This window comes from Pseudomonas sp. B21-032 (assembly GCF_024748965.1).
Taxonomy (GTDB): Bacteria; Pseudomonadota; Gammaproteobacteria; order Pseudomonadales; family Pseudomonadaceae; genus Aquipseudomonas.
Genome location: NZ_CP087180.1, coordinates 2,191,312 through 2,210,460, shown reverse-complemented (window position 1 = coordinate 2,210,460; position 19,149 = coordinate 2,191,312). Strand labels below are relative to the sequence as shown.

General features: G+C 64.0%; 21 protein-coding genes. 11 read left to right on the top strand and 10 right to left on the bottom strand.

The window, feature by feature from the left end; genetic code table 11:
- Nucleotides 1–34 precede the first annotated feature (34 nt).
- The 7 genes from LOY54_RS10180 (at nucleotide 35) to LOY54_RS10150 (ending at nucleotide 6,817) form a co-directional block, all read left to right on the top strand.
- Nucleotides 35–1,096, top strand: a complete 1,062-nt coding sequence (locus LOY54_RS10180) for an agmatine/peptidylarginine deiminase (RefSeq protein WP_258610292.1) — start codon at nucleotides 35–37, stop codon at nucleotides 1,094–1,096.
- Complete coding sequence (aguB, locus tag LOY54_RS10175) at nucleotides 1,093–1,998, top strand: N-carbamoylputrescine amidase (RefSeq protein WP_213601802.1); 906 nt, start codon at nucleotides 1,093–1,095, stop codon at nucleotides 1,996–1,998. Before LOY54_RS10180 ends, aguB begins: the two co-directional genes overlap by 4 nt.
- Nucleotides 1,995–3,086, top strand: coding sequence for an extracellular solute-binding protein (locus LOY54_RS10170; RefSeq protein ID WP_258610291.1), 1,092 nt, complete (start codon nucleotides 1,995–1,997; stop codon nucleotides 3,084–3,086). Before aguB ends, LOY54_RS10170 begins: the two co-directional genes overlap by 4 nt.
- A 24-nt stretch (nucleotides 3,087–3,110) precedes the next feature.
- On the top strand, nucleotides 3,111–4,223 hold the full coding sequence (locus LOY54_RS10165; RefSeq protein ID WP_258610290.1) for an agmatine/peptidylarginine deiminase: 1,113 nt from the start codon (nucleotides 3,111–3,113) through the stop codon (nucleotides 4,221–4,223).
- 191 nt (nucleotides 4,224–4,414) lie between these two features.
- Entirely contained in the window at nucleotides 4,415–5,371 is a 957-nt protein-coding gene (locus LOY54_RS10160; RefSeq protein ID WP_045201567.1) for a hypothetical protein, read from the top strand.
- 149 nt (nucleotides 5,372–5,520) lie between these two features.
- Nucleotides 5,521–6,360 (top strand): glutathione-dependent disulfide-bond oxidoreductase, encoded by an 840-nt coding sequence (gene yghU, locus LOY54_RS10155; RefSeq protein ID WP_258610289.1) that lies wholly within the window; start codon nucleotides 5,521–5,523, stop codon nucleotides 6,358–6,360.
- A 112-nt stretch (nucleotides 6,361–6,472) separates the two neighbouring features.
- Complete coding sequence (locus LOY54_RS10150) at nucleotides 6,473–6,817, top strand: hypothetical protein (RefSeq protein WP_258610288.1); 345 nt, start codon at nucleotides 6,473–6,475, stop codon at nucleotides 6,815–6,817.
- On the opposite strand, the gene LOY54_RS10145 is transcribed toward LOY54_RS10150, so the two are convergent.
- The 3 genes from LOY54_RS10145 to LOY54_RS10135 all read right to left on the bottom strand — a co-directional run bounded on the left by LOY54_RS10145 (nucleotide 6,814) and on the right by LOY54_RS10135 (nucleotide 8,834).
- The gene (locus tag LOY54_RS10145) at nucleotides 6,814–6,987 is read right to left on the bottom strand and encodes a hypothetical protein (RefSeq protein ID WP_176794279.1); all 174 of its coding nucleotides are present in this window, start codon (nucleotides 6,985–6,987) and stop codon (nucleotides 6,814–6,816) included. The genes LOY54_RS10150 and LOY54_RS10145 overlap by 4 nt on opposite strands.
- A gap of 97 nt (nucleotides 6,988–7,084) precedes the next feature.
- Entirely contained in the window at nucleotides 7,085–8,011 is a 927-nt protein-coding gene (locus tag LOY54_RS10140; protein WP_258610287.1) for an alpha/beta hydrolase, read from the bottom strand.
- Nucleotides 7,998–8,834 (bottom strand): SDR family NAD(P)-dependent oxidoreductase, encoded by an 837-nt coding sequence (locus LOY54_RS10135; protein ID WP_258610286.1) that lies wholly within the window; start codon nucleotides 8,832–8,834, stop codon nucleotides 7,998–8,000. Before LOY54_RS10135 ends, LOY54_RS10140 begins: the two co-directional genes overlap by 14 nt.
- 144 nt (nucleotides 8,835–8,978) lie before the next feature.
- Here LOY54_RS10135 and LOY54_RS10130 point away from each other — a divergent pair, with 144 nt between their 5' ends.
- From LOY54_RS10130 to nudE, 3 genes are all read left to right on the top strand, one after another.
- Complete coding sequence (locus tag LOY54_RS10130) at nucleotides 8,979–10,022, top strand: Rieske 2Fe-2S domain-containing protein (RefSeq protein ID WP_258610285.1); 1,044 nt, start codon at nucleotides 8,979–8,981, stop codon at nucleotides 10,020–10,022.
- A 131-nt stretch (nucleotides 10,023–10,153) separates the two neighbouring features.
- Nucleotides 10,154–11,284 carry a helix-turn-helix transcriptional regulator gene (locus LOY54_RS10125; protein ID WP_258610284.1) on the top strand — a complete coding sequence of 377 codons (1,131 nt, stop codon included), beginning with the start codon at nucleotides 10,154–10,156 and terminating at the stop codon, nucleotides 11,282–11,284.
- Between the two features lie 87 nt (nucleotides 11,285–11,371).
- Nucleotides 11,372–11,920, top strand: a complete 549-nt coding sequence (gene nudE / locus LOY54_RS10120) for an ADP compounds hydrolase NudE (RefSeq protein WP_258610283.1) — start codon at nucleotides 11,372–11,374, stop codon at nucleotides 11,918–11,920.
- A gap of 95 nt (nucleotides 11,921–12,015) precedes the next feature.
- Here nudE and dmpG read toward each other — a convergent pair whose 3' ends face one another.
- The 4 genes from dmpG to LOY54_RS10100 are packed head-to-tail and all read right to left on the bottom strand — an operon-like array spanning nucleotide 12,016 to nucleotide 15,606.
- Nucleotides 12,016–13,050 (bottom strand): 4-hydroxy-2-oxovalerate aldolase, encoded by a 1,035-nt coding sequence (dmpG, locus tag LOY54_RS10115; RefSeq protein ID WP_258610282.1) that lies wholly within the window; start codon nucleotides 13,048–13,050, stop codon nucleotides 12,016–12,018.
- Nucleotides 13,051–13,063: 13 nt separating this feature from the next.
- Nucleotides 13,064–13,972: an acetaldehyde dehydrogenase (acetylating) gene (locus tag LOY54_RS10110; RefSeq protein WP_258610281.1), complete on the bottom strand. Its 909-nt coding sequence runs from the start codon at nucleotides 13,970–13,972 to the stop codon at nucleotides 13,064–13,066.
- 18 nt (nucleotides 13,973–13,990) lie between these two features.
- The gene (locus LOY54_RS10105) at nucleotides 13,991–14,782 is read right to left on the bottom strand and encodes a fumarylacetoacetate hydrolase family protein (protein ID WP_045201588.1); all 792 of its coding nucleotides are present in this window, start codon (nucleotides 14,780–14,782) and stop codon (nucleotides 13,991–13,993) included.
- Complete coding sequence (locus LOY54_RS10100; RefSeq protein ID WP_258610280.1) at nucleotides 14,779–15,606, bottom strand: alpha/beta fold hydrolase; 828 nt, start codon at nucleotides 15,604–15,606, stop codon at nucleotides 14,779–14,781. Before LOY54_RS10100 ends, LOY54_RS10105 begins: the two co-directional genes overlap by 4 nt.
- A 153-nt stretch (nucleotides 15,607–15,759) precedes the next feature.
- Here LOY54_RS10100 and LOY54_RS10095 point away from each other — a divergent pair, with 153 nt between their 5' ends.
- Nucleotides 15,760–16,533, top strand: a complete 774-nt coding sequence (locus tag LOY54_RS10095) for an SDR family oxidoreductase (RefSeq protein WP_258610279.1) — start codon at nucleotides 15,760–15,762, stop codon at nucleotides 16,531–16,533.
- 142 nt (nucleotides 16,534–16,675) lie between these two features.
- On the opposite strand, the gene LOY54_RS10090 is transcribed toward LOY54_RS10095, so the two are convergent.
- The 3 genes from LOY54_RS10090 to LOY54_RS10080 are packed head-to-tail and all read right to left on the bottom strand — an operon-like array spanning nucleotide 16,676 to nucleotide 19,146.
- Nucleotides 16,676–17,878, bottom strand: coding sequence for an acetyl-CoA C-acyltransferase (locus tag LOY54_RS10090; protein ID WP_258610278.1), 1,203 nt, complete (start codon nucleotides 17,876–17,878; stop codon nucleotides 16,676–16,678).
- A gap of 24 nt (nucleotides 17,879–17,902) precedes the next feature.
- Nucleotides 17,903–18,361: a MaoC family dehydratase gene (locus LOY54_RS10085; RefSeq protein WP_258610277.1), complete on the bottom strand. Its 459-nt coding sequence runs from the start codon at nucleotides 18,359–18,361 to the stop codon at nucleotides 17,903–17,905.
- Nucleotides 18,362–18,363: 2 nt separating this feature from the next.
- Nucleotides 18,364–19,146 (bottom strand): SDR family oxidoreductase, encoded by a 783-nt coding sequence (locus LOY54_RS10080; RefSeq protein ID WP_195883626.1) that lies wholly within the window; start codon nucleotides 19,144–19,146, stop codon nucleotides 18,364–18,366.
- Nucleotides 19,147–19,149 lie beyond the last annotated feature (3 nt).

Here is a 19,149-nt window from a genome sequence, read left to right as displayed (position 1 = left end):
GCTGAAAACAATTACTTAACTGAAGGGTATTGCAATGCACAACGACAGCGCCAACAACAACGGCTGGTTCATGCCCGCCGAATGGGCTCGCCACGCTGCCACCTGGATGGTCTGGCCGCACAACCAGGCCCTGTGGGAGTCGACCTGGGGCGTCACCCTGGCGGCGGTGCAGGTGGATTTCGCCCGGGTCGCCAACGCCATCGCCCGCTTCGAGCCGGTGAAAATGGTCGTCGACCCCAGCGCCGTCAGCCAGGCCCGGGCGTTGTGCGGGGCCAACATCGAGCTGATCGAAATCGCCGTCAACGACAGCTGGTGCCGCGACTCCGGCCCAAGCTTCATCTGCCACCCGCAGCAAGGCCTGGCCGGGGTCAGCTGGCGCTTCAATGCCTGGGGCGGCAAGTCGGCCCACGACCTCGATGAAGGCCTGGCCCGACGCGTGCTCAATGGCCTGGGCCTGCCATGCTTCGGCAGTTTTCTGGCCAACGAAGGCGGTGCCATTCATGTCGATGGCGACGGCACGCTGATCACCACCGAATCGGTCCTGCTCAACCCCAACCGCAACCCGGGCCTGGGCAAGCAGGACATGGAGGAAATCTTTGTGCGCCTGCTGGGGGTGAACAAGGTCATCTGGCTGCCGGGCGACCCGGACTACGTCACTGGCGACATGACCGATGGCCACGTCGACGGCGTCTGCGCGTTCGCCCGGCCGGGCGTACTGCTGGTCGATGCCACCGACGATAAAACCTCGGTCTACGCCCAGGTGGCGAAGGAGAACCGCCGCGCCCTGGAACTGGCGACCGACGCCCGTGGCCGCAGTTTCGAGCTGATCGACCTGTACGAAGCCTGCGCTGCGGTCGACACCGATGCCGAAGTGTTCTGCGCCTCCTACACCAACTTCTACCTGTGCAACGACGCGGTGATCATGCCCGCCTACGGTATCGACGCCGACCAGCAGGCCGCCGCCACCCTGCAGCAGGCCTTCCCCGGCCGCAGCGTGGTACCGGTGCAAATCAACCAGCTGGCCCATGGCGGTGGCGGCGTGCATTGCATCACCCAACAGCAACCGGCCTGGCCCCTGAAAGGAGCCAAGCCATGAGCGCGCTGAGTGTCGCCAGCCTGCAGCTGGCCTGCAGCTGGAACCTTGAAGACAACCTCGATAACGCCGAGCGGCTGGTGCGCGAGGCGGCGGCGGCCGGGGCCAGGCTGATCCTGCTGCCCGAGTTGTTCGCCACGCCCTACTTCTGCATCGAGCAATGCCACGAGCACCTAGCCCTGGCGCAACCTTATGAAAACAGCCCACTGTTGCAGCGCTTTGCCGCCCTGGCGGCGGAACTGAACGTGGTATTGCCGCTGAGCTGGTTCGAGCAGGCCGGCAATGCCTACTTCAATTCGCTGACCGTCGCCGATGCCGACGGGCGCTTGCTCGGCGTCTACCGCAAGACCCACATCCCCAACGCCATCGGCTACCAGGAAAAGGAATACTTCAGCCCCGGCGATACCGGTTTCAAGGTCTGGGACACCGCCGTCGGGCGCCTGGGCGTGGGCATCTGCTGGGACCAGTGGTTCCCCGAGACCGCCCGCTGCCTGGCCTTGCAAGGTGCAGAAATCCTCTTGTTTCCCACCGCCATCGGCTCCGAGCCCGGCGCTGCGGCGCTGGATTCGCGCGACCATTGGCAACTGACCCAGCGCGGCCACGCCGCCGCCAACATCCTCCCGGTGATCACCGCCAACCGCACCGGCGTTGAAGTGGCGCGCAGCGATGCCGAGCTGCACATGCGTTTTTATGGATCGTCGTTCATCACCGACCACAAGGGCCGCCTGCTGGCCGAAGCCGATCGCGACAGCCCTTGCATGCTGCTGGCCGAGCTGGACCTGGCGCACATGCGCGAAGAGCGCCTGACCTGGGGCATCTACCGCGACCGCCGCCCGGAAATGTACGCCACCCTGTTGAGCCTGGACGGCCGTCACCCACACAGCACCTGGAGGCATGGCGCATGAACAGCCTGAAAACCCTGATCGCCCTTTCCCTGGCCCTGGGCTGCAGCCTGGCCAACGCCGAAGACAAAGTGCTGCGCCTGTACAACTGGGCCGATTACTTTGCCGAAGACACCCTCAAGGATTTCACCGCCCAGACCGGCATCAAGGTCATTTATGACGTCATGGACAGCAGCGAAACCCTGGAGGCCAAGCTGCTCTCGGGCAACAGCGGCTACGACCTGATTTTCCCCGGCGACACCGTGGCCGAACGCCTGGCCCGCGCCGGCGCCCTGCAAAAGCTCGACCCGGCCAAACTCGAACACCTGGCAGACATCGAGCCCGGCCTGCAGCGCCTGCACCAGCGCTACCCCAACTCGCGCGAGAGAACCGTGCCCTACACCTGGGGCAGCATCGGCCTGACCTACAACCGCGCGGCCATCGAGCAGCGCATCGCCAATGCCCCGGTCAACAGCCTCGACCTGCTGTTCAAGCCAGAAAACGCCGCGCTGCTGGCCGACTGCGGCATCTCGATGATCGACTCGCCCGACGAAGTGCTGGCGGTGGTGCTGCACTACCTGGGCAAGGACCCACGCAGCGGCAAGGCCGATGATTTGCTCGCCGCCCGGCAGATGCTCGGGGCGATCAAGCCGTACATCCGCAAGTTCCAGTCGCAGCCGGTGACCCAGCTGGTCAATGGTGACACCTGCATTTCCCTCGGTTACAGCGGCGACATGATCCAGGCCCAGCGCACCGCCGATGCCGCCGGTAAAAAGGTCGAGTTCCGCTACCACATCCCGGTGGAAGGCACGACCATCTGGATGGACAGCATGGCCGTTCCCGCCGATGCCGCCCACCCGGAATACGCCTACGCTTTTATCAACTTCGTCATGCAGCCGCAGCAGATGGCCGCCATCAGTTCGTTCACCGGCTACCCCACCTCCAGCGCCAAGGCACGGCCGCTGGTCGAGCCGCAGATGCGTGACAACCCGGACATTTACGTCAGCGACGATACCTACGCGCGGCTGATCCCGGGCAAGGACATTACCCAGAAAGACATGCGCGCGCGCATGCGTACCTGGACCACCCTCAAGACTTCCTCGGCCCATTGAGCCGTCACTACGAGAGCCACACCGATGACACCCCGTCGTACTTTTCTCAAGCATCTGTCAGTCGCCGCCGGCATTGCCGGCCTGGGCCTGGGCCCGTTGCGCCTGGCCATGGCCGCTGACCAGCGCTGGTTCATGCCCGAAGAGGACCAGGCCCAGCGGCGGATCTTCCTGGCGTTTGCCGCCGCCGAAAATGTCTGGGAAGACCAGGCGGACGCGGTCAACAGCTGCATCGCACAACTGGCCCGGACCATCGCCCGCTACCAGCCGGTCAGCGTACTCTGCCGCCCCGAAGACCTGGCCGATGCGCGCGAGCAATGTGGCAGCGACAACATCGAGTTTCTGCCCATGGCGCTGGACGACATCTGGATCCGCGATTACGGCGGCTGCTTCGTCATCGACGACGAAGGCAACAGCGCGCTGATGGACTTCAACTTCAACGGCTGGGGCAACAAGCAACGCCACCGCAACGACAGCCGCGTGGCGGCAACGCTGAGCGAAACCCTGAACGTGCCCTACCTGCAAAGCGAGCTGACTGGCGAAGGCGGCGGCATCGAAGTGGACGGCCACGGCACGGCAATCATCACCGAAAGCTGCTGGGTCAATGCCAACCGCAACCCCGACTGGAGCCGCAGCGATGTCGAGGCCGAGCTTAAAGCCAACCTTGGCCTGCGCAAGATCATCTGGCTGCCGGGCATCAAGGACCAGGACATCACCGATGCCCACGTCGACTTCTACGCGCGCTTCGTCGAGCCGGGGGTGGTGATCGCCAACCTCGACAACGACCCGGACTCCTACGATTACCGGGTCACCCGCAAGCACCTGGAAATCCTCAAGCAGGCCACCGACGCCGACGGCCGCCGCTTTACCGTGCACCTGCTGCCGCCACCGGGCAAATTGCGCAGCAACCGCTTTACCCGCGTCAACCCGGAGTTTGCCGCCGGTTACATCAACTACCTGCCGATCAATGGCGCGGTGATTGCCCCGCAGTTTGGCGACCCGAAAGCTGACCAGTACTGCAAGCAGTTGCTGGCCAAGTTGTACCCGGGGCGGACCATCGAGCAGGTCAACATCGACCCGATTGCCGCGGGCGGCGGCGGAATTCATTGCGTCAGCAAGAACAGGCCGGCGACTGATTAGCCCCGAGCAAACGACTTAGCTTAATCGGCGATAAGAAACACCGTTATAAACGCCAAGTTCCAATCTGATCAATTATCATCAGACCTGACCTTTACAAACCAATAAAAAGCGCTATTGTTCTCTTCGCCAGGGACTGGCAATTTGATGTCATTGAGCCTTGGCATTAAACCCCACGACAAGGATGAGCGAAAATGGGCAGAAGCAATAGTGTCAATAAACTGTTGGAAGAAGAGAAAAAGAACCGTGAACGGCTTGAGCAGATCTCCAGGGACTTGATCACCCAACAGAAAAATGCTGAATCCGAATTACAGGCAGACCAGATTCAATTTTATACAAACAGCCAACGCACCTGGAAGTATTCTTCCTACGTCACCGGGGCGAATTCAGATTTCCAGCTTTCAGACACCTGGAGCCTTGAGAATCTGAAGAAAATAATCGATCAGATCACCAATGCAGTCGTCGGCACGGTCACCGGCACCATCACCGGTCTGCCGGAAGGTACCACGGCCTCGCCTGATGCAACCAAAACCAACGCCAGCGGTGGTTTGACCGAAGACACTCGGCTGATGATCGCCGCCAACTGCCTTAACCTGCTGTCGGGCCTGATCAACTCGTTCGGCCACTCAAGCAAGATTCAGGTGAGCACTGCAAAAAGTAGCGTACCGCTCGGCCAAGGCTTGAGAATTTTTGCATCGGTTGCCTGCAATGTGTCTCAGGAGCGAAGTTTCTTCAATAACAAAATCATGAGCTGCTACCGCTATTGCTACAACGTCAACTATTCACTCGACGAGTTCTCCGAGCAAGCCGAAAGAACATTGGTTGCGCAATACGAGTTGACCCTAAACGCGCTGAACACCGCGGCAAAACTCAACTATGACAACTTCGTTTCAAAACAGATCGATATTCGCCAATACATGGAGACCGCAGACTACATTGAAGAAAAAACCGTGCAAGTCGTTGCCAAGATCGAAGCATTAAAACGTAAAGATGGTGACCTTGCCGGTATTTCCACGCTGTACCAAAAACAACTGGCATTCCTTCAAGGTTGCAAGGTCGAGTTTGGCTTTGACAGCAAGGTTTCGACACATATTCAAGGGCAGGTGGATAAATTCTCCGGTGATTCGAAAGTTGCACTAGGCAAACGTTAATCTACGCAGTATTTGCCCTGCCGGCGCAATGCCGGCAGGGCAAAGCGGTGCCCGACACCATGATCGGGCAGTTGCTTGCAGGCCTGTTTGACAACCTCTCATACCAGGCCCGAACATGAGCCCCTCGAGCACACCAGGAGGTTCATCGCATGAGCAAGGCACCCTATGTCCCGCCTCGGGTCTGGCAGCACGACGCACCGTCGGGCGGCGAGTTCGCCAACATCAACCGCCCGGTGGCCGGCCCGACCCACGACAAGGCCCTGCCGCTGGGCAAGCAGCCGCTGCAACTGTACTCCCTGGCCACGCCCAATGGCGTCAAGGTCACCATCCTCCTCGAAGAGCTGCTGGCCCTCGGGCATGCCAGCGCCGAGTACGACGCCTGGCTGATTCGCATCAGCGAGGGTGAGCAGTTCTCCAGCGGCTTCGTCGAGATCAACCCCAACTCGAAGATCCCCGCCCTGCTCGACCGCAGCGTGCAACCGCCGGTGCGGGTGTTCGAGTCGGGTTCGATCCTGCTCTACCTTGCAGAAAAATTCGCCGAGTTCCTGCCCCGCGACCCAGCGGGTCGAACCGAAACCCTCAACTGGCTGTTCTGGCAGATGGGCGCAGCGCCCTACCTGGGCGGCGGCTTCGGCCACTTCTATGCCTACGCGCCAGAAAAATTCGAATACCCGATCAACCGCTTCAGCATGGAAACCAAGCGCCAACTGGATGTGCTCGACCAGCGTCTGGCGCAAAGCCAATACCTGGCCGGCGACAGCTACACCATCGCCGATATCGCCGTCTGGTCCTGGTACGGCCAACTGGCGCTGGGCAGGCTGTATTCGGCGGGCGAGTTCCTCAGCGTGCAGGACTACACCCACGTGCAACGCTGGGCGCAAGCCATTGCCGAGCGCCCGGCGGTCGTCCGCGGCCTGCGGGTCAACCGCACCTGGGGCGATGAAGCCAGCCAGGTGCCCGAGCGGCATTCGGCGCAGGACCTGGACTGAGGCAACAGTATTCGACGTCAAACGCGAGTACTGTGCGACAAACACTGGCAGGGATAGCCATTGTGCTCCACTGTCAGGTCAAGCAAGCGCCGCTCACTCCACGAATCAAGAGTTGATCAAATCCAGGATGGAGCACTACAAATCACTGTTACAGGCGCTGTTCTTCTTCGCGCTGACCTTCGGCCTTGGCTATCTGTCGATACGCCGCATGCGCAAGCTGCGCGAGGCCGTCGACAGCGAGTTCGAAGCGGCGCTGCGCCGCCTGCACATCGATCACCACGAAGTGCTGCTCGACCGCACCCAGCGCCAGTATCACCCGGAGACGACCCAGGTGCACCGGATACTGCGCGATGACCAAGGCCAGCACTACCTGTACGTGCACATCAGCGGCTCGCCCGGGGTCCTCCAGCCTCTGAGCCGCGAGCGGGCGCTGCTGGCCCTGGGCAACAAGGCCTAGGGCATCAGCCTGGCGACGCTCGGCACCGGGATGTAACACGGCTGGAAGCTGGGCTGGCAGTAATAGGCCATGGTCACCGGCGCCGGCAGCGGGCGGGTCAGCAAGGCGCTGTAGACAGCGCCAAAGGCGCAGACGGTCAAGGCAAGGCAAATTGTTCTTGTTGTTTTCATGGCCATTCCACCACAGGTGAGGAAAAGACGTTGTGCGCTCCAGACTAGAAACTGCTGCGACAACCTGCGTCGTCCAAACGGACTAGGCCGCCGCCATTCAGCCCAGCGCCCGGCGCAGGTCGGCCGCGGCCCCGGCCAGGGCCAAGGCAGCGCCCTCAACAAACGCGCTCATGCTGATAAAGCCATGCACCATGCCCTGGCAACGCTCCAGGCGGGTGGCCACACCTGCTTGTTGCAAACGTTGGGCAAAGGCTTCGCCTTCGTCGCGCAATGGGTCGTACTCGGCGGTGATCAGGGTGGTGGCGGGTAAACCCTCCAGTGACTCGGCGAGCAGCGGCGAGGCCAGTGGCTCCTCGACCTGCTCGGGCTGTTGCAGGTAGCTGCGCCAGAACCAGGCCATCATCGCCCGCGACAACAGATACCCTTCGCCATACACCTGGTACGACGGGGTGTCGCAGCGGCCATCGGTGACCGGGTAGAACAGGCACTGGTAGCGAATCTGCGGGCCCTGGCGCTCTGCGGCCAGGCGGCTGACGGCGATCGCCAGGTTGGCACCGGCGCTGTCGCCGGCCACGGCCAGGCGGCTGCCGTCGACGCCCAGGCTGGCGGCATGTTCGACCAGCCAGCAGGTGGCGGCATAGCAATCGAGCGGCGCCGCCGGAAAGCGCGCCTCCGGTGCCAGCCGGTAGGCCACCGACACCACCACCGCGCCAGTGGCGCTGGCCAGTGCCCGGCACAGATGGTCATGAGTATCGAGGGTGCCGATGACAAAGCCGCCGCCGTGGAAGAACACCAGCAGCGCCAGGTTGTCTTGCGCCAGCGGCCGGTACAGGCGGGCATCCAGCTCGCCAGCGGCGCCCGCCACGCGCAGGTCGCGCACTTCGGCCATCTGCGCGCCAGGGATCGGCGGCAACAGGTGGTCGGCATATTGCCGATACTGCACGGCATCGAGCCGGTGGTAGTCGGGCTCCCCCTGGGCGCTGAACTGTTCGAGCACGGCGGCGATCTGTTTATCGAGCGGCATGGGCGTCTCCTTCGGCGATCATTTGGAACTGCGGGTTGGTTTCTTCCAGGATGCTGCGCAGGCGCAGCTCCAGGGCGGGCTTGAAGTCTTTGTGCGGGAAGATCCAGAAGCGCCGCTCGGCCAGCGCGGCGAATACCTGGGCGGCCAGCTCGCGGGGCGTCATGCCCTGGCGAATGTGCTCGTCGAGCACGGCGCTGAAAGTGGCGTCGGCCTGCTCGCGGGCCTGGTTGGAGGCCATGATGTCACTGGCCACCGGCCCCGGGCAGAGCACCGCCACCGAGACCTGCGCGCCGAGCATGTCCAGCTCGTATTTGAGGGTTTCGGATAACGCCACCACCGCCTGCTTGGTGACGTTGTAGGGCGCCATCAACGGGCTGCTGAGCAAGCCGGCGAGCGACGCGGTGTTGATCACCTGGGCCGGGTGGCCCTGCTCGAGCATCAGCGGCACAAAGCTGCGGATGCCATTGATCACCCCTTGCAGGTTGATGGCGAGCATGCGCTGCCACTGCTCGTGGCTGATCTGCCAGCTGTAGCCGGTCTGCATCACCCCGGCATTGTTGAACAGCAGGTCGACCCGCTGAAAATGCGCCAGGGCGACATCGCGCAGGCGCTCGACCTGGGCCACATCGCTGACGTCGGTCAGCTGGGCAATGGCCTGCACGCCCTGGCCTTGCAGTTGCGCGCTCAGCGCCTGCAAACCCGGGCCATCGACATCGGCCAGTATCAGCTGCATGCCCAGCCCTGCCGCATGCTCGGCCAGGCCCCGGCCGATCCCGCTGGCGGCGCCGGTAATCACCGCCACCCGCCCCTGCTCGTTGCTCATTGCGTTCTCCTGCTGCTGGCTTGATTGCGCCAGTAGAGCCGTCAGCCCACGGCCGGCCATCGTCCGTTCAGACGATGCCTGCTGGTACAGGGGCGGCAGAATCACTCGCACAGCACACCCCGTGATACCCCGGAGAACAATAAGATGAGCACCCTGCACCGCATTGAAGCCAAGCTGCTGGAAGACCGTTACGCCCGTGGTTGGCACTGCCTGGGCCTGGCCGCGCACTACCGCGACGGCAAGGCCCACCGCCTGGACGTGTTTGGCACCCGCCTGGTGGCGTTCCAGGGTGAAGACGGCCAGCTGAACATTCTCGACGGCTTTTGCCCGCACATGGGCGCCGACCTGAGCACCGGCTGCATCGAAGGCAACTCGATCCGCTGCCCGTTCCACAGCTGGCGCTGGGGCGCCGATGGCGTGTGCGACGACATTCCCTACGCCAAGCGCATTCCACCGCGGGCCAAGGTCAAGCGCTGGCCGATCATGGAAGAAAACCAGCTGCTGTTCGTCTGGAACGACCCGCAAGGCAACCCGCCGATTGCCGAGCAGGCGATCCCGCGCATCGACGCCTGCTTCAGTGACCAGTGGGCCGCCTGGGAAGTGGCCGAACTGCAGATCGACACCAACTGCCGCGAGCTGATCGACAACGTCGCCGACATGGCCCACTTCGGCACCGTGCACGGCGCGCCGGTAGCCGAGTTCAGCAACGTCTTCGCAGGCCACCTGGCCACCCAGGTCATGCGTGCGCGCAGCGAACGGCTGTCTGGCGACAGCGAGCTGAGCACGGTGGCCACCTACTTCGGCCCGGCCTACCAGATCACCGAAATGACCGGGGCGATGAACGGCCAGCCGATCCATTCGATCCTGCTCAACTGCCATGTGCCGATCGACCTCAACAGCTTCACCCTGCGCTACGGCGTGCTGGTGAAAAAGATCCCCGGCCTGAGCGAGGAGCAGAACCAGGCCATGGCCAAGGCCTACGTGCAGCAGGCCCAGGCGGCTTTCTACGAAGACGTGGCGATCTGGCACAGCAAGACCCGGGTCGACAACCCGCTGCTGTGCGACGGCGACGGCCCGGTGTACCAGCTGCGGCGCTGGTATGAGCAGTTCTATACCGACGTCGACCTGCTGCCTGCCGAAACCGCCGACAGCAAGCGTTTCGTGGTGCTTGACGGCGAGCGCGCCTGAACCTTGCCGAGCGCTTTGGACAGGCGTGCGCTACGCCTGTCCGGATGCGTGTACGGAGCGTTGCGTGCACGCGTTAACGCCGACTATTCTCTGCCATCGCCAACGCTAATAATAAAAAATGGTAGTTCCCTATGCAGCCGTGCCTCACCCTCGAGTCATTCAGCGACTTGCTCGGTCACCTCTATCAAGGGCCGATGGAGAACATTCCCTGGGTCACCTTCCTCAACCAGCTCAACCTGCAGCTACAGAGCAAATACGTCACCTTCATCCTGCGCCCGCCCAGCGCCCACGTTGACGGCCTGATGGTCAACACCACCGGCAGTTCGAGCGAAACCACCGCCTCGTACAACAAGCACTTCTTCGCCCTCGACCCGTTCGTCGACCTGCCCAACCGCGAAGTGGTGACCCTCGCCAGCTACGTCTCCAACGACGAGCTGCTGCAATCGGAGTTCTACAAGAACTTCCTTGAGCCCGTGGACGTGTTCCATATCCTCGGGGCCGACATCAATACCGGCGACGGCGCCCAATGCCGCATCCGCATCAGCCGCGGGCGCGATGAGCAGGCCTTCGGCGACCAGGAAAAAACCCTGCTGGCGCGCTTCATCCCGCACCTGGAGCGCTCGATCAAACTGCACATGCAGCTCAACCGCATCGAGACCGAACGCAACCTCTACGCCGGCGCCGTCGACCAGATGGCGGTGGGCACCATCATCCTCGACGAAACCGGCAAGGTGCTGCAGACCAACCAGGTTGCCGAGCGGCTGATCCAGGAAAAGGACGGCATCAAGCTGGTCAACGACGGCTTGCAGGTCGGCACCGCGCGCGACACCCAGGAGTTCCGCCGCCTGGTCAAGCAATCACTGCTGTCGCAAAAAAGCAGCAACCCCTCGGTGGTCGAGGCCATGCGCGTACAACGCCCGTCCGGGCGCGCCGACCTTGGCATCATCGTGCGCTCGGTGCCGCTGTCGACCTGGAGCGAAGGCAAGCAATGCCCGACCGTGGTGATCTTCATCAGCGACCCCGAGCAGCAATCCTCGGCGCCGCAGGAGATCGTCCGGGCGCTGTTCGATTTCACCCCGGCCGAAACCCAGTTGGCGATGCTGCTGGCCAACGGCCTGACCCTGGACGAAGCCTCGGAGGAACTGGGCATCAGCCGCAACACTTCGCGGGCGCACCTGCGTTCGACCTTTTCCAAGACCGGCGTGACCCGCCAGACCATGCTCGTGCGCTTGATCTTGCGCAGCGTGGCGACCCTCGGCTGAAGCACCCGCCCTCGTCCGCTTGGACGATGGCGGGTTGCCGGGCACAGCGCACAGTGCAGGTATCCACCCGCCGCCAGGGGCCTGCACATGCGCAACTGTCCGACCATCCTCAAGACCGAACTGCTGGCCCAAAGCAGCCATTTCCAGATCGAAGCCCTGCACCTGCAGTTCAGCAACGGCCAGCGGCGCATCTACGAACGCTTGCGCGGCACCGGCTACCGCTCGGTGATGCTGGTGGCGATGCCCGACCCCGAGCACGTGCTGCTGGTGCGCGAGTACGCGGTGGGCGTAGAGGGCACCATCCTCGGCCTGCCCAAGGGCGGTGCCGAGGCGCATGAAAGCTACCTGCAGGCGGCCCAGCGTGAGCTGTGCGAAGAAGTCGGCCTGAGGGCGGCGCGGCTGACCGAGCTGGGCGAACTGACCTTGGCGCCCGGGCATTTGTGTCATCGTTATCGGGTGGTGCTGGCCCAGGACCTGAGCCCCTGTGCTCTGCAAGGTGACGAGCCGGAGCCGCTGGAATGCATCAAGGTGCCGCTGGCGCAGATCCCGGCACGGGTAGCCAGTGGCGAGTTGCATGAGGCCCGGGCCATTGCCGCGTTGTTCATGGCCATGGGAGCGCTGGCTCAACCGCGATGAGGCCGCTGCACTCGATCGCGGGTCAAGCCCGCTCCCACAGAATTGTGCGGGACCTGTGGGAGCGGGCTTGACCCGCGATGAAGCCAGCGCGCATCTCAGGTCGGCATCACCCCTCGCGCCCGCGACATTGTCAGGGCCAGGTCTTCGATCATGTCTTCCTGACCGCCCACCGTGCCGCGCCGCCCCAGCTCCACCAGCAGGTCGCGGGCAGCAATGCCGTACTTGAGCTCGGCACGCTTGGCAAACAGCAGGAACGAGCTGTACACCCCGGCATAGCCCAGGGTCAGGGCATCGCGGTCAAGACGGATCGGATGGTCCATCATCGGCACCACCAGGTCCTCGGCGACGTCCATGATCCGGTACAGGTCAACACCACTGCTCACGCCCATGCGCTCCAGCACGGCGACGAACACTTCCAGCGGCGTGTTGCCCGCCCCCGCCCCCAACCCGGCCACCGAGCCATCGATGCGCACGGCGCCAGCCTCGATGGCCGCCAGCGAGTTGGCAATCGCCATGCCCAGGTTGTGATGGCCATGAAAACCGACTTCGGTGCTGGCGCTTAAACCTGCCCGCAATACGCCAATCTTCTCGCTGACTTCAGTCGGCAGCATGTAGCCCGCCGAATCGGTGCAGTAGATGCAGTTGGCGCCGTAGCTTTCCATCAGCCGCGCCTGTTCCAGCAGCTTTTGCGCGCTGACCCTGTGCGCCATCATCAGAAAGCCGACGGTATCCAGGCCCATCTTCGCCGCCATGCCGATGTGCTGGCCGGAAACATCCGCCTCGGTGCAGTGGGTGGCCACGCGGATGGTCGAGACGCCATGCTCATGGGCCATTTTCAGGTGATCGAGGGTGCCGATCCCCGGCAGCAGCAAGGCCGATACCTTGGCCTGCTTGAGGGTGGGAATTACCGCGGCGAAGTATTCCTCATCGCTGTGGGCGGCAAAGCCGTAGTTCAGCGAAGCGCCACCCAGGCCATCGCCATGGGTGATTTCAATCAGCGGCACGCCGGCGCCATCCAGGCCGCTGGCCACTGCGATCATCTGTTCCAGGCTGATCTGGTGACGCTTGGCGTGCATCCCGTCGCGCAGGCTCATGTCGTGCAGACGGACGCTTTTACCTTGCAGATTCATGGCAGTTCTCCACTCAACGGACGGGCAGTTGCAGGGTGCCCTTGTGGGCTTCTTCGGCAAACATCTCGGCGGTGCGCAAACCGGCAGCGGTCATGATGTCGAGGTTGCCGGCAGACTTGGGCAGGAAGTCGCCGAGGCCTTCGACCTCGATGAAGATCGACACCTTGCGGCCATCGAAAATCGGCCCGTTGATCAGCGTGTAGCCGGGCACGTAGCGCTGCACCTCCTTGACCATGCTCAACACCGAGGCGCGAATGGCCTCGCGGTCGGGCTCTTCGTCGGTCAGGCAGTGGATGGTGTCGCGCATCATCAGCGGCGGTTCGGCCGGGTTGATGACGATGATCGCCTTGCCGCGCCGGGCACCGCCGATCTGCTCAACCGCACCTGCAGTAGTGCGGGTGAACTCGTCGATGTTCTGCCGGGTGCCCGGGCCCACCGAGCCGGACGACACCGTGGCGACGATCTCGCCATAGGCCACCGACTGGATGCGCGACACCGCCGCGACCATGGGGATGGTCGCCTGGCCGCCGCAGGTGACCATGTTGAGGTTCATCGCCAGGCTCGCTGCGTGCTGCTTGAGGTTGACCGGCGGCACGCAGAACGGGCCGATGGCCGCCGGCGTGAGGTCGACCATGATCACCCCCAACTCGTTGAGCTTGCGGCTGTTATGCGCATGCACATAGGCCGAGGTGGCATCGAAGGCGATGCGGATATCGTCGTCGAGGACATGTGGCAATAATCCGTCCAGGCCGTCGGCGGTGGTCTTCACCCCCAGCTCACGAGCGCGCTTGAGGCCTTCGGACTGCGGGTCGACGCCGACCATCCACACCGGTTCGATCCACTCGGAGCGGCACATTTTCATCAGCAAGTCGGTGCCGATGTTGCCCGGCCCGATAATCGCCGCTTTCAGTTTTTTGCTCATTCGCTTGAACCTCGCACGTCACGCACAGAACGACACCCGGGCGCTGCCCAGGCCGTCGATGGTCAGGGCAAACTGGTCGCCGGCCCGTGCAGGCTCCAGCGGCACCAGCGAGCCGGAAAGGATGATTTCCCCGGCCTTGAACGGGATGCCGAAGGCGCCCAGGGTGTTGGCCAGCCAGGCCACCGCGGTCAGCGGGTTGCCCTGCACCGCCGAGCCGAGGCCTTGGCTGATCAGCTCGCCGTTCTTGAACACCTGCATGCGCAGGTTCGGCAGGTCGAGCCGGCGCGGATCGACCTGGCTGTCGCCGAGCACGAACACCCCGCAGGAAGCGTTGTCGGCGACGGTGTCCTGGATGCGGATGCGCCAGTCCTGGATGCGCGAATCGACAATCTCGAAACACGGCATCACGTACTCGGTGGCGGCCAGCACATCGGCCTCGGTGACGCCGGGGCCGACCAGGTCATGCTTGAGCTTGAAGGCAATCTCGCCTTCGGCGCGCGGCTGGATCAGGCGGTTGGCGCCGAGGGAAATCTGCGCGCCATCGGCAAAGGCCATCTGCTCGGTGATAAAACCGAAATCCGGCTGGTGCACATTAAGCATGCGCTGCACCGCCGCCGAGGTGACGCCGATCTTTTTGCCGACGATGCGGTCACCCGCCGCCACCCGCCGCTCGATGCTGTAGAGCGAGATATGGTAGGCATCCTCGATGCTGATGGTCTCCCAGCGCTCGCTCAAGGGCGCCAGGGTGCTGGCGCTGCACAGGGCCTGGTACAGCTCTTCGCCATACTGGCGACGCAATTGCTCGCTCATGCCCGTGCCTCCCCAAGGAACGCCAGGCATTCACGGTTGAACAGCTCGCGGTGCTCGACCATCACCCAGTGTCCGCATTCGCTGAGCAGCACAAAGCGGATCCGCCTGCAGGCTGCAAGCAGGGCCTGCGCCCCGAAGGCCGGGCAGAACTTGTCGTTGATCCCCCAAAAACCAAGAATCGGGCATTGCAGTTCAGCCAAGCGTGAGGTCAGGTTCGGCACCTGCATGCTGGTCAGCACGCAGGCCGGTTGCTGGCCCACCACCGCCACGCGCTCGGCCACGGTTTCATCGCTGATCAGCGCCGGGTCGAACAACTGCAGGCTGAGCAGGCGGCGCATGCCGGCGGCATCGTTGAGCTCGCCGTTGGCAAAGGCGGCGCCCATCTTCTGGATGCCTTCCATTTGCAGGTAGTACTGCTCCTTGTCCATCAGCCCACCGGGGGCCATCAGCACCAGGCGGCTGACCCGCCCAGGCTGGTCCAGCGCCAGCTTGATGGCAATGGCACCACCCAGGGAATTGCCGACCAGCACGCAGCGCTGGATATCCAGGGCATCGAGCAGGCCGCTGAGGGCGCTGACGAAAAAGTCCAGGCTGTAGACCGTTTGCGGCTTGCTCGAAGCGCCGTAGCCGGGCAGGTCGGGGACGATCACCCGGTAGCCGGCCGCGGCGAATGCCGGGTAGTTCTGTTTGAAGTTGCTGTGCCCGCTGGCACCCGGGCCGCTGCCGTGGATGAACACCACCGCCTCGCCCGTGCCAACGTCCTGGTAATGCAGCTGCAGACCATCGGCCAGCGTTACCACGTGCCCTTGCGCGGATGCGCCCATGAGGTGTCCTCCCGGCTTGTTGTTGTACCGGGATTATTCAGAGCGGCCAGGGCGCCAACATCGTCCGTCAGGACTACTAGTCCCTTCGGACGTTGGCCCCTGCCCGTGCGCTGCTAGCATCGAGCTCATTACTGTGGCGAACACGAGGCAGGCATGCACGACCCTATGGATTTTCGCGGCAAGGTGGTACTGGTGACCGGTGGTGGCAAGGGTGTGGGCCGCGGCATCAGCCGGCGCTTTCTTGAATGCGGCGCCGAGGTGGTGATCTGCGGGCGCCAGGCGCCTGCGACACTGCCGGCCAGCGGCGGGCGCGAGGCGCTGTTCCTGGCCTGTGATGTGCGTGACATCGAGCAGGCCCAACAGATGATGGCGGCTATAGCCGAGCGCTTCGGGCGCCTCGATGTACTGGTCAACAACGCCGGCGGCGCGCCCTATGCCGAAGCCGCCAGCGCCTCGCCGCGCTTCAGCGAATCGATCATCCGCCTCAACCTGCTGGCACCGCTGAACCTCAGCCAGCTGGCCAATCGCATCATGCAGGCCCAGGCCGAGGGCGGCAGCATCATCAACATCTGCAGCGTCAGCGCCACCCGCCCTTCCCCCGGCACCGCCGCCTACGGCGCGGCCAAGGCCGGCTTGCTCAACCTGAGCCGCTCGCTGGCGGTGGAGTGGGCACCCAAGGTGCGGGTCAACGCTGTCACCGCCGGGCTGATCCTCACCGAGCAGGCGGCCCTGCACTATGGCGATGAAAGCGACCTGGCCGAGGTGGCCGCGACCATCCCCCTGCAACGCCTGGCCAGCCCCGAAGACATCGGCGACAGTTGCCTGTACCTGGCCTCATCGCTGGCCCGTTATGTCAGTGGCGCCGACATTGCCGTGCATGGCGGTGGCGAGCGCCCGGCGTTCCTCGACGCGGCAAAATCGCCGTAAGCGCTGCCCCTGCGCAAGGCCACACCCTGGCGGGTGTGAGCCTTGCTTGCGCGCTATTGCGGCTCGCGCACGCTGAGGTTGACCTCGCTCCAGTAGGCTTGCATGGTCTGGATCCGGCCGTGTTCATCAAAACGGTTCATGCTCAAGCCACCTCGAACAATGCAGCGGCACCCATGCCGCCGCCAATACACATGCTCACCACCACGTAACGTACACCGCGGCGCTTGCCCTCGATCAAGGCGTGGCCAACCATCCGCGCCCCCGACATGCCGAACGGGTGACCGATGGCAATCGCCCCGCCATTGACGTTCAGGCGCTGGTTGTCGATGCCTAAGGTATCGCGGCAGTACAGGACCTGGCTGGCGAAGGCTTCGTTGAGTTCCCACAGGCCGATGTCCTCGACTTTCAGGCCGTGGCGCTTGAGCAGTTTGGCAATCGCGTAGACCGGGCCGATGCCCATCTCGTCGGCATTGCAACCGGCCACCGCCAGGCCGCGATAGATGCCCAGCGGCGCCAGGCCGCGCTGCTCGGCCAGCTTGGCGTTCATCAATACCGAGGCCGAAGCGCCGTCAGACAACTGCGAGGCGTTGCCGGCGGTAATGAAGCGCCCGGCCTCGGTCCACTGCCCGCCCTGCCATACAGGCTCCAGTGCAGCGAGGCTGGCCAGGCTGGTGTCGGCGCGATTGCATTCGTCGTGCAGCAAGGTCACAGTCTCGTAACGGGTCTCGCCGCTGGCCTTGTCGAAGATCGCCTTGCGCGTGCTCAGCGGCGCCAGCTCCAGGTCGAACAGGCCCGCGGCTTGCGCCTGGGCAGTGCGCAACTGGCTTTGCAGGGCATAGGCATCCTGCTCGTGGCGCGTCACGCCATAGCGCTGGGCGACGATCTCGCCGGTTTCGATCATCGGGATATAGGCCTGCGGGTCGCGCTCAAGCACGGCGCCGGACTGGTTGCGGTAGAGGTTCTTGTGCTTGTTCTGCACCAGCGAGATCGACTCCAGGCCGCCGGCGACGGCGATGTCGATTTCGTTGCAGATAATGCCCTTGGCCGCCAGGGCAATGCTCATCAGCCCCGAGGCGCATTGGCGCTCCACGGCCATTCCGGCTACCGACGGCGGCAGGCCGCCGGCAATCGCACACAAGCGCCCGAGGTTGTAGGCCTGGGTGCCCTGCTGGGCGGCGGCGCCGATGATCACATCGTCGACCTGCCCGGCCTCGATCCCCGCGCGCCGCACGGCCTCGCGCACCACATGGCCGCCGAGGGCCGGCGCTTCGGTGTCGTTGAAGGCACCGCGAAAGGCCTTGCCGATCGGCGTGCGCGCGGTTGAAACGATAACGGCTTCATTCATGTTCACATGCTCCGATGCCTGGACTCAGGCGGGGTAATAACGGCTGATGGTGTCGACCACACAACCCGGGCGCTGCTGGCCCTCGATCTCGACGCTGACGCGGATCAGCGCCTGCACGCCGCCTTTGACCTGCTCGGCGCTGATCAGCTGGGCGTTGCCGCGCACCCGCGAACCCACCGGCACCACGCTGGGAAACCGCACGCGCTCGCAGCCGTAGTTGACGCCCATGGCGATGCCGCGCACCTCGACGATCTGCGGCAGGAACAGGTTGACCAGCGCCAGGCTCAGGTAACCGTGGGCGATGCAGGCCCCAAACGGGCCGCTGGCGGCGCGCTGCGGGTCGACATGAATCCACTGGTGATCGCCACTGGCCTCGGCGAACAGGTCGATGCGTGCCTGGTCAATGAGCAGCCAGTCGCTGACTCCCAGGACTTCACCGACGGCGTCTTGCAGCGCGTGCGGGGTGTCGAATAGGCGCGTCATGCTCAGGCCCTCTGGCTGGAAACCGACAGCACTTCGCCGGTCATGTACGAGCTGTAGTCGCTGGCCAGGAACATCATCACGTTGGCCACCTCCCAGACTTCGGCGGCGCGGCCGAAGGCTTCGTTGGCCGCCAGTTGCTCGAGCACTGCCTGGGGCGCCGAGCGGGCGAGAAAATCATGCAGGGCAATGCTCGGGCTGACCGCATTGATGCGGATACCGTGGCTGGCCGCCTCGACCGCCGCGCAACGGGTCAGGGCCATGACCCCGGCCTTGGCTGCGGCGTAGTGCGACTGCTCCTTCTGGGCCCGCCAGCCAAGCACCGAGGCGTTGTTGACGATCACCCCGGCGCGCCGGGCCATCATCTTGGGCAGCATGGCGCGAGTCATACGCATGGTGCCGGTGAGGGTAACGTCGAGGACCCGCTGCCATTCTTCGTCGGGCATTTCCACCAGCGCCCGCGAACCACCGAGGCCGGCGTTGTTGATCAGCACATCGACGCCGTGCAGGTCGCGCTCGGCGCAGCTCACCAGGTGCTGCACCTGGGCTTCGTCGGTGACGTTGCAGAGCACGCCGAAGACCTCGGCAAGCCCGGTGGCCTGGCGAATCTTTGCCACGGCTTCAAACAGCCGGCCTTCGTGGATATCACTGATCATCAGGGCCCGGCAGCCCTCTTCGGCGGCGCGCAAGGCAGCGGAAAAACCGATCCCGGAACCTGCCGCCGCAGTGATCAGCACGGACTTGCCGCGCAACAGGCCATGGCCCGCTACATAGTTGGGGGTGGACATCGA

Excerpts from the sequence above, each read along its gene's own strand:
- LOY54_RS10180 (WP_258610292.1), top strand. The coding sequence starts at position 35 with ATGCACAACGACAGCGCCAACAACAACGGCTGGTTCATGCCCGCCGAA.
- aguB (WP_213601802.1), top strand. The coding sequence starts at position 1,093 with ATGAGCGCGCTGAGTGTCGCCAGCCTGCAGCTGGCCTGCAGCTGGAAC.
- LOY54_RS10170 (WP_258610291.1), top strand. The coding sequence starts at position 1,995 with ATGAACAGCCTGAAAACCCTGATCGCCCTTTCCCTGGCCCTGGGCTGC.
- LOY54_RS10165 (WP_258610290.1), top strand. The coding sequence starts at position 3,111 with ATGACACCCCGTCGTACTTTTCTCAAGCATCTGTCAGTCGCCGCCGGC.
- LOY54_RS10160 (WP_045201567.1), top strand. The coding sequence starts at position 4,415 with ATGGGCAGAAGCAATAGTGTCAATAAACTGTTGGAAGAAGAGAAAAAG.
- yghU (WP_258610289.1), top strand. The coding sequence starts at position 5,521 with ATGAGCAAGGCACCCTATGTCCCGCCTCGGGTCTGGCAGCACGACGCA.
- LOY54_RS10145 (WP_176794279.1), bottom strand. The coding sequence starts at position 6,987 with ATGAAAACAACAAGAACAATTTGCCTTGCCTTGACCGTCTGCGCCTTT.
- LOY54_RS10140 (WP_258610287.1), bottom strand. The coding sequence starts at position 8,011 with ATGCCGCTCGATAAACAGATCGCCGCCGTGCTCGAACAGTTCAGCGCC.
- LOY54_RS10135 (WP_258610286.1), bottom strand. The coding sequence starts at position 8,834 with ATGAGCAACGAGCAGGGGCGGGTGGCGGTGATTACCGGCGCCGCCAGC.
- LOY54_RS10130 (WP_258610285.1), top strand. The coding sequence starts at position 8,979 with ATGAGCACCCTGCACCGCATTGAAGCCAAGCTGCTGGAAGACCGTTAC.
- LOY54_RS10125 (WP_258610284.1), top strand. The coding sequence starts at position 10,154 with ATGCAGCCGTGCCTCACCCTCGAGTCATTCAGCGACTTGCTCGGTCAC.
- nudE (WP_258610283.1), top strand. The coding sequence starts at position 11,372 with ATGCGCAACTGTCCGACCATCCTCAAGACCGAACTGCTGGCCCAAAGC.
- dmpG (WP_258610282.1), bottom strand. The coding sequence starts at position 13,050 with ATGAATCTGCAAGGTAAAAGCGTCCGTCTGCACGACATGAGCCTGCGC.
- LOY54_RS10110 (WP_258610281.1), bottom strand. The coding sequence starts at position 13,972 with ATGAGCAAAAAACTGAAAGCGGCGATTATCGGGCCGGGCAACATCGGC.
- LOY54_RS10105 (WP_045201588.1), bottom strand. The coding sequence starts at position 14,782 with ATGAGCGAGCAATTGCGTCGCCAGTATGGCGAAGAGCTGTACCAGGCC.
- LOY54_RS10100 (WP_258610280.1), bottom strand. The coding sequence starts at position 15,606 with ATGGGCGCATCCGCGCAAGGGCACGTGGTAACGCTGGCCGATGGTCTG.
- LOY54_RS10095 (WP_258610279.1), top strand. The coding sequence starts at position 15,760 with ATGCACGACCCTATGGATTTTCGCGGCAAGGTGGTACTGGTGACCGGT.
- LOY54_RS10090 (WP_258610278.1), bottom strand. The coding sequence starts at position 17,878 with ATGAATGAAGCCGTTATCGTTTCAACCGCGCGCACGCCGATCGGCAAG.
- LOY54_RS10085 (WP_258610277.1), bottom strand. The coding sequence starts at position 18,361 with ATGACGCGCCTATTCGACACCCCGCACGCGCTGCAAGACGCCGTCGGT.
- LOY54_RS10080 (WP_195883626.1), bottom strand. The coding sequence starts at position 19,146 with ATGTCCACCCCCAACTATGTAGCGGGCCATGGCCTGTTGCGCGGCAAG.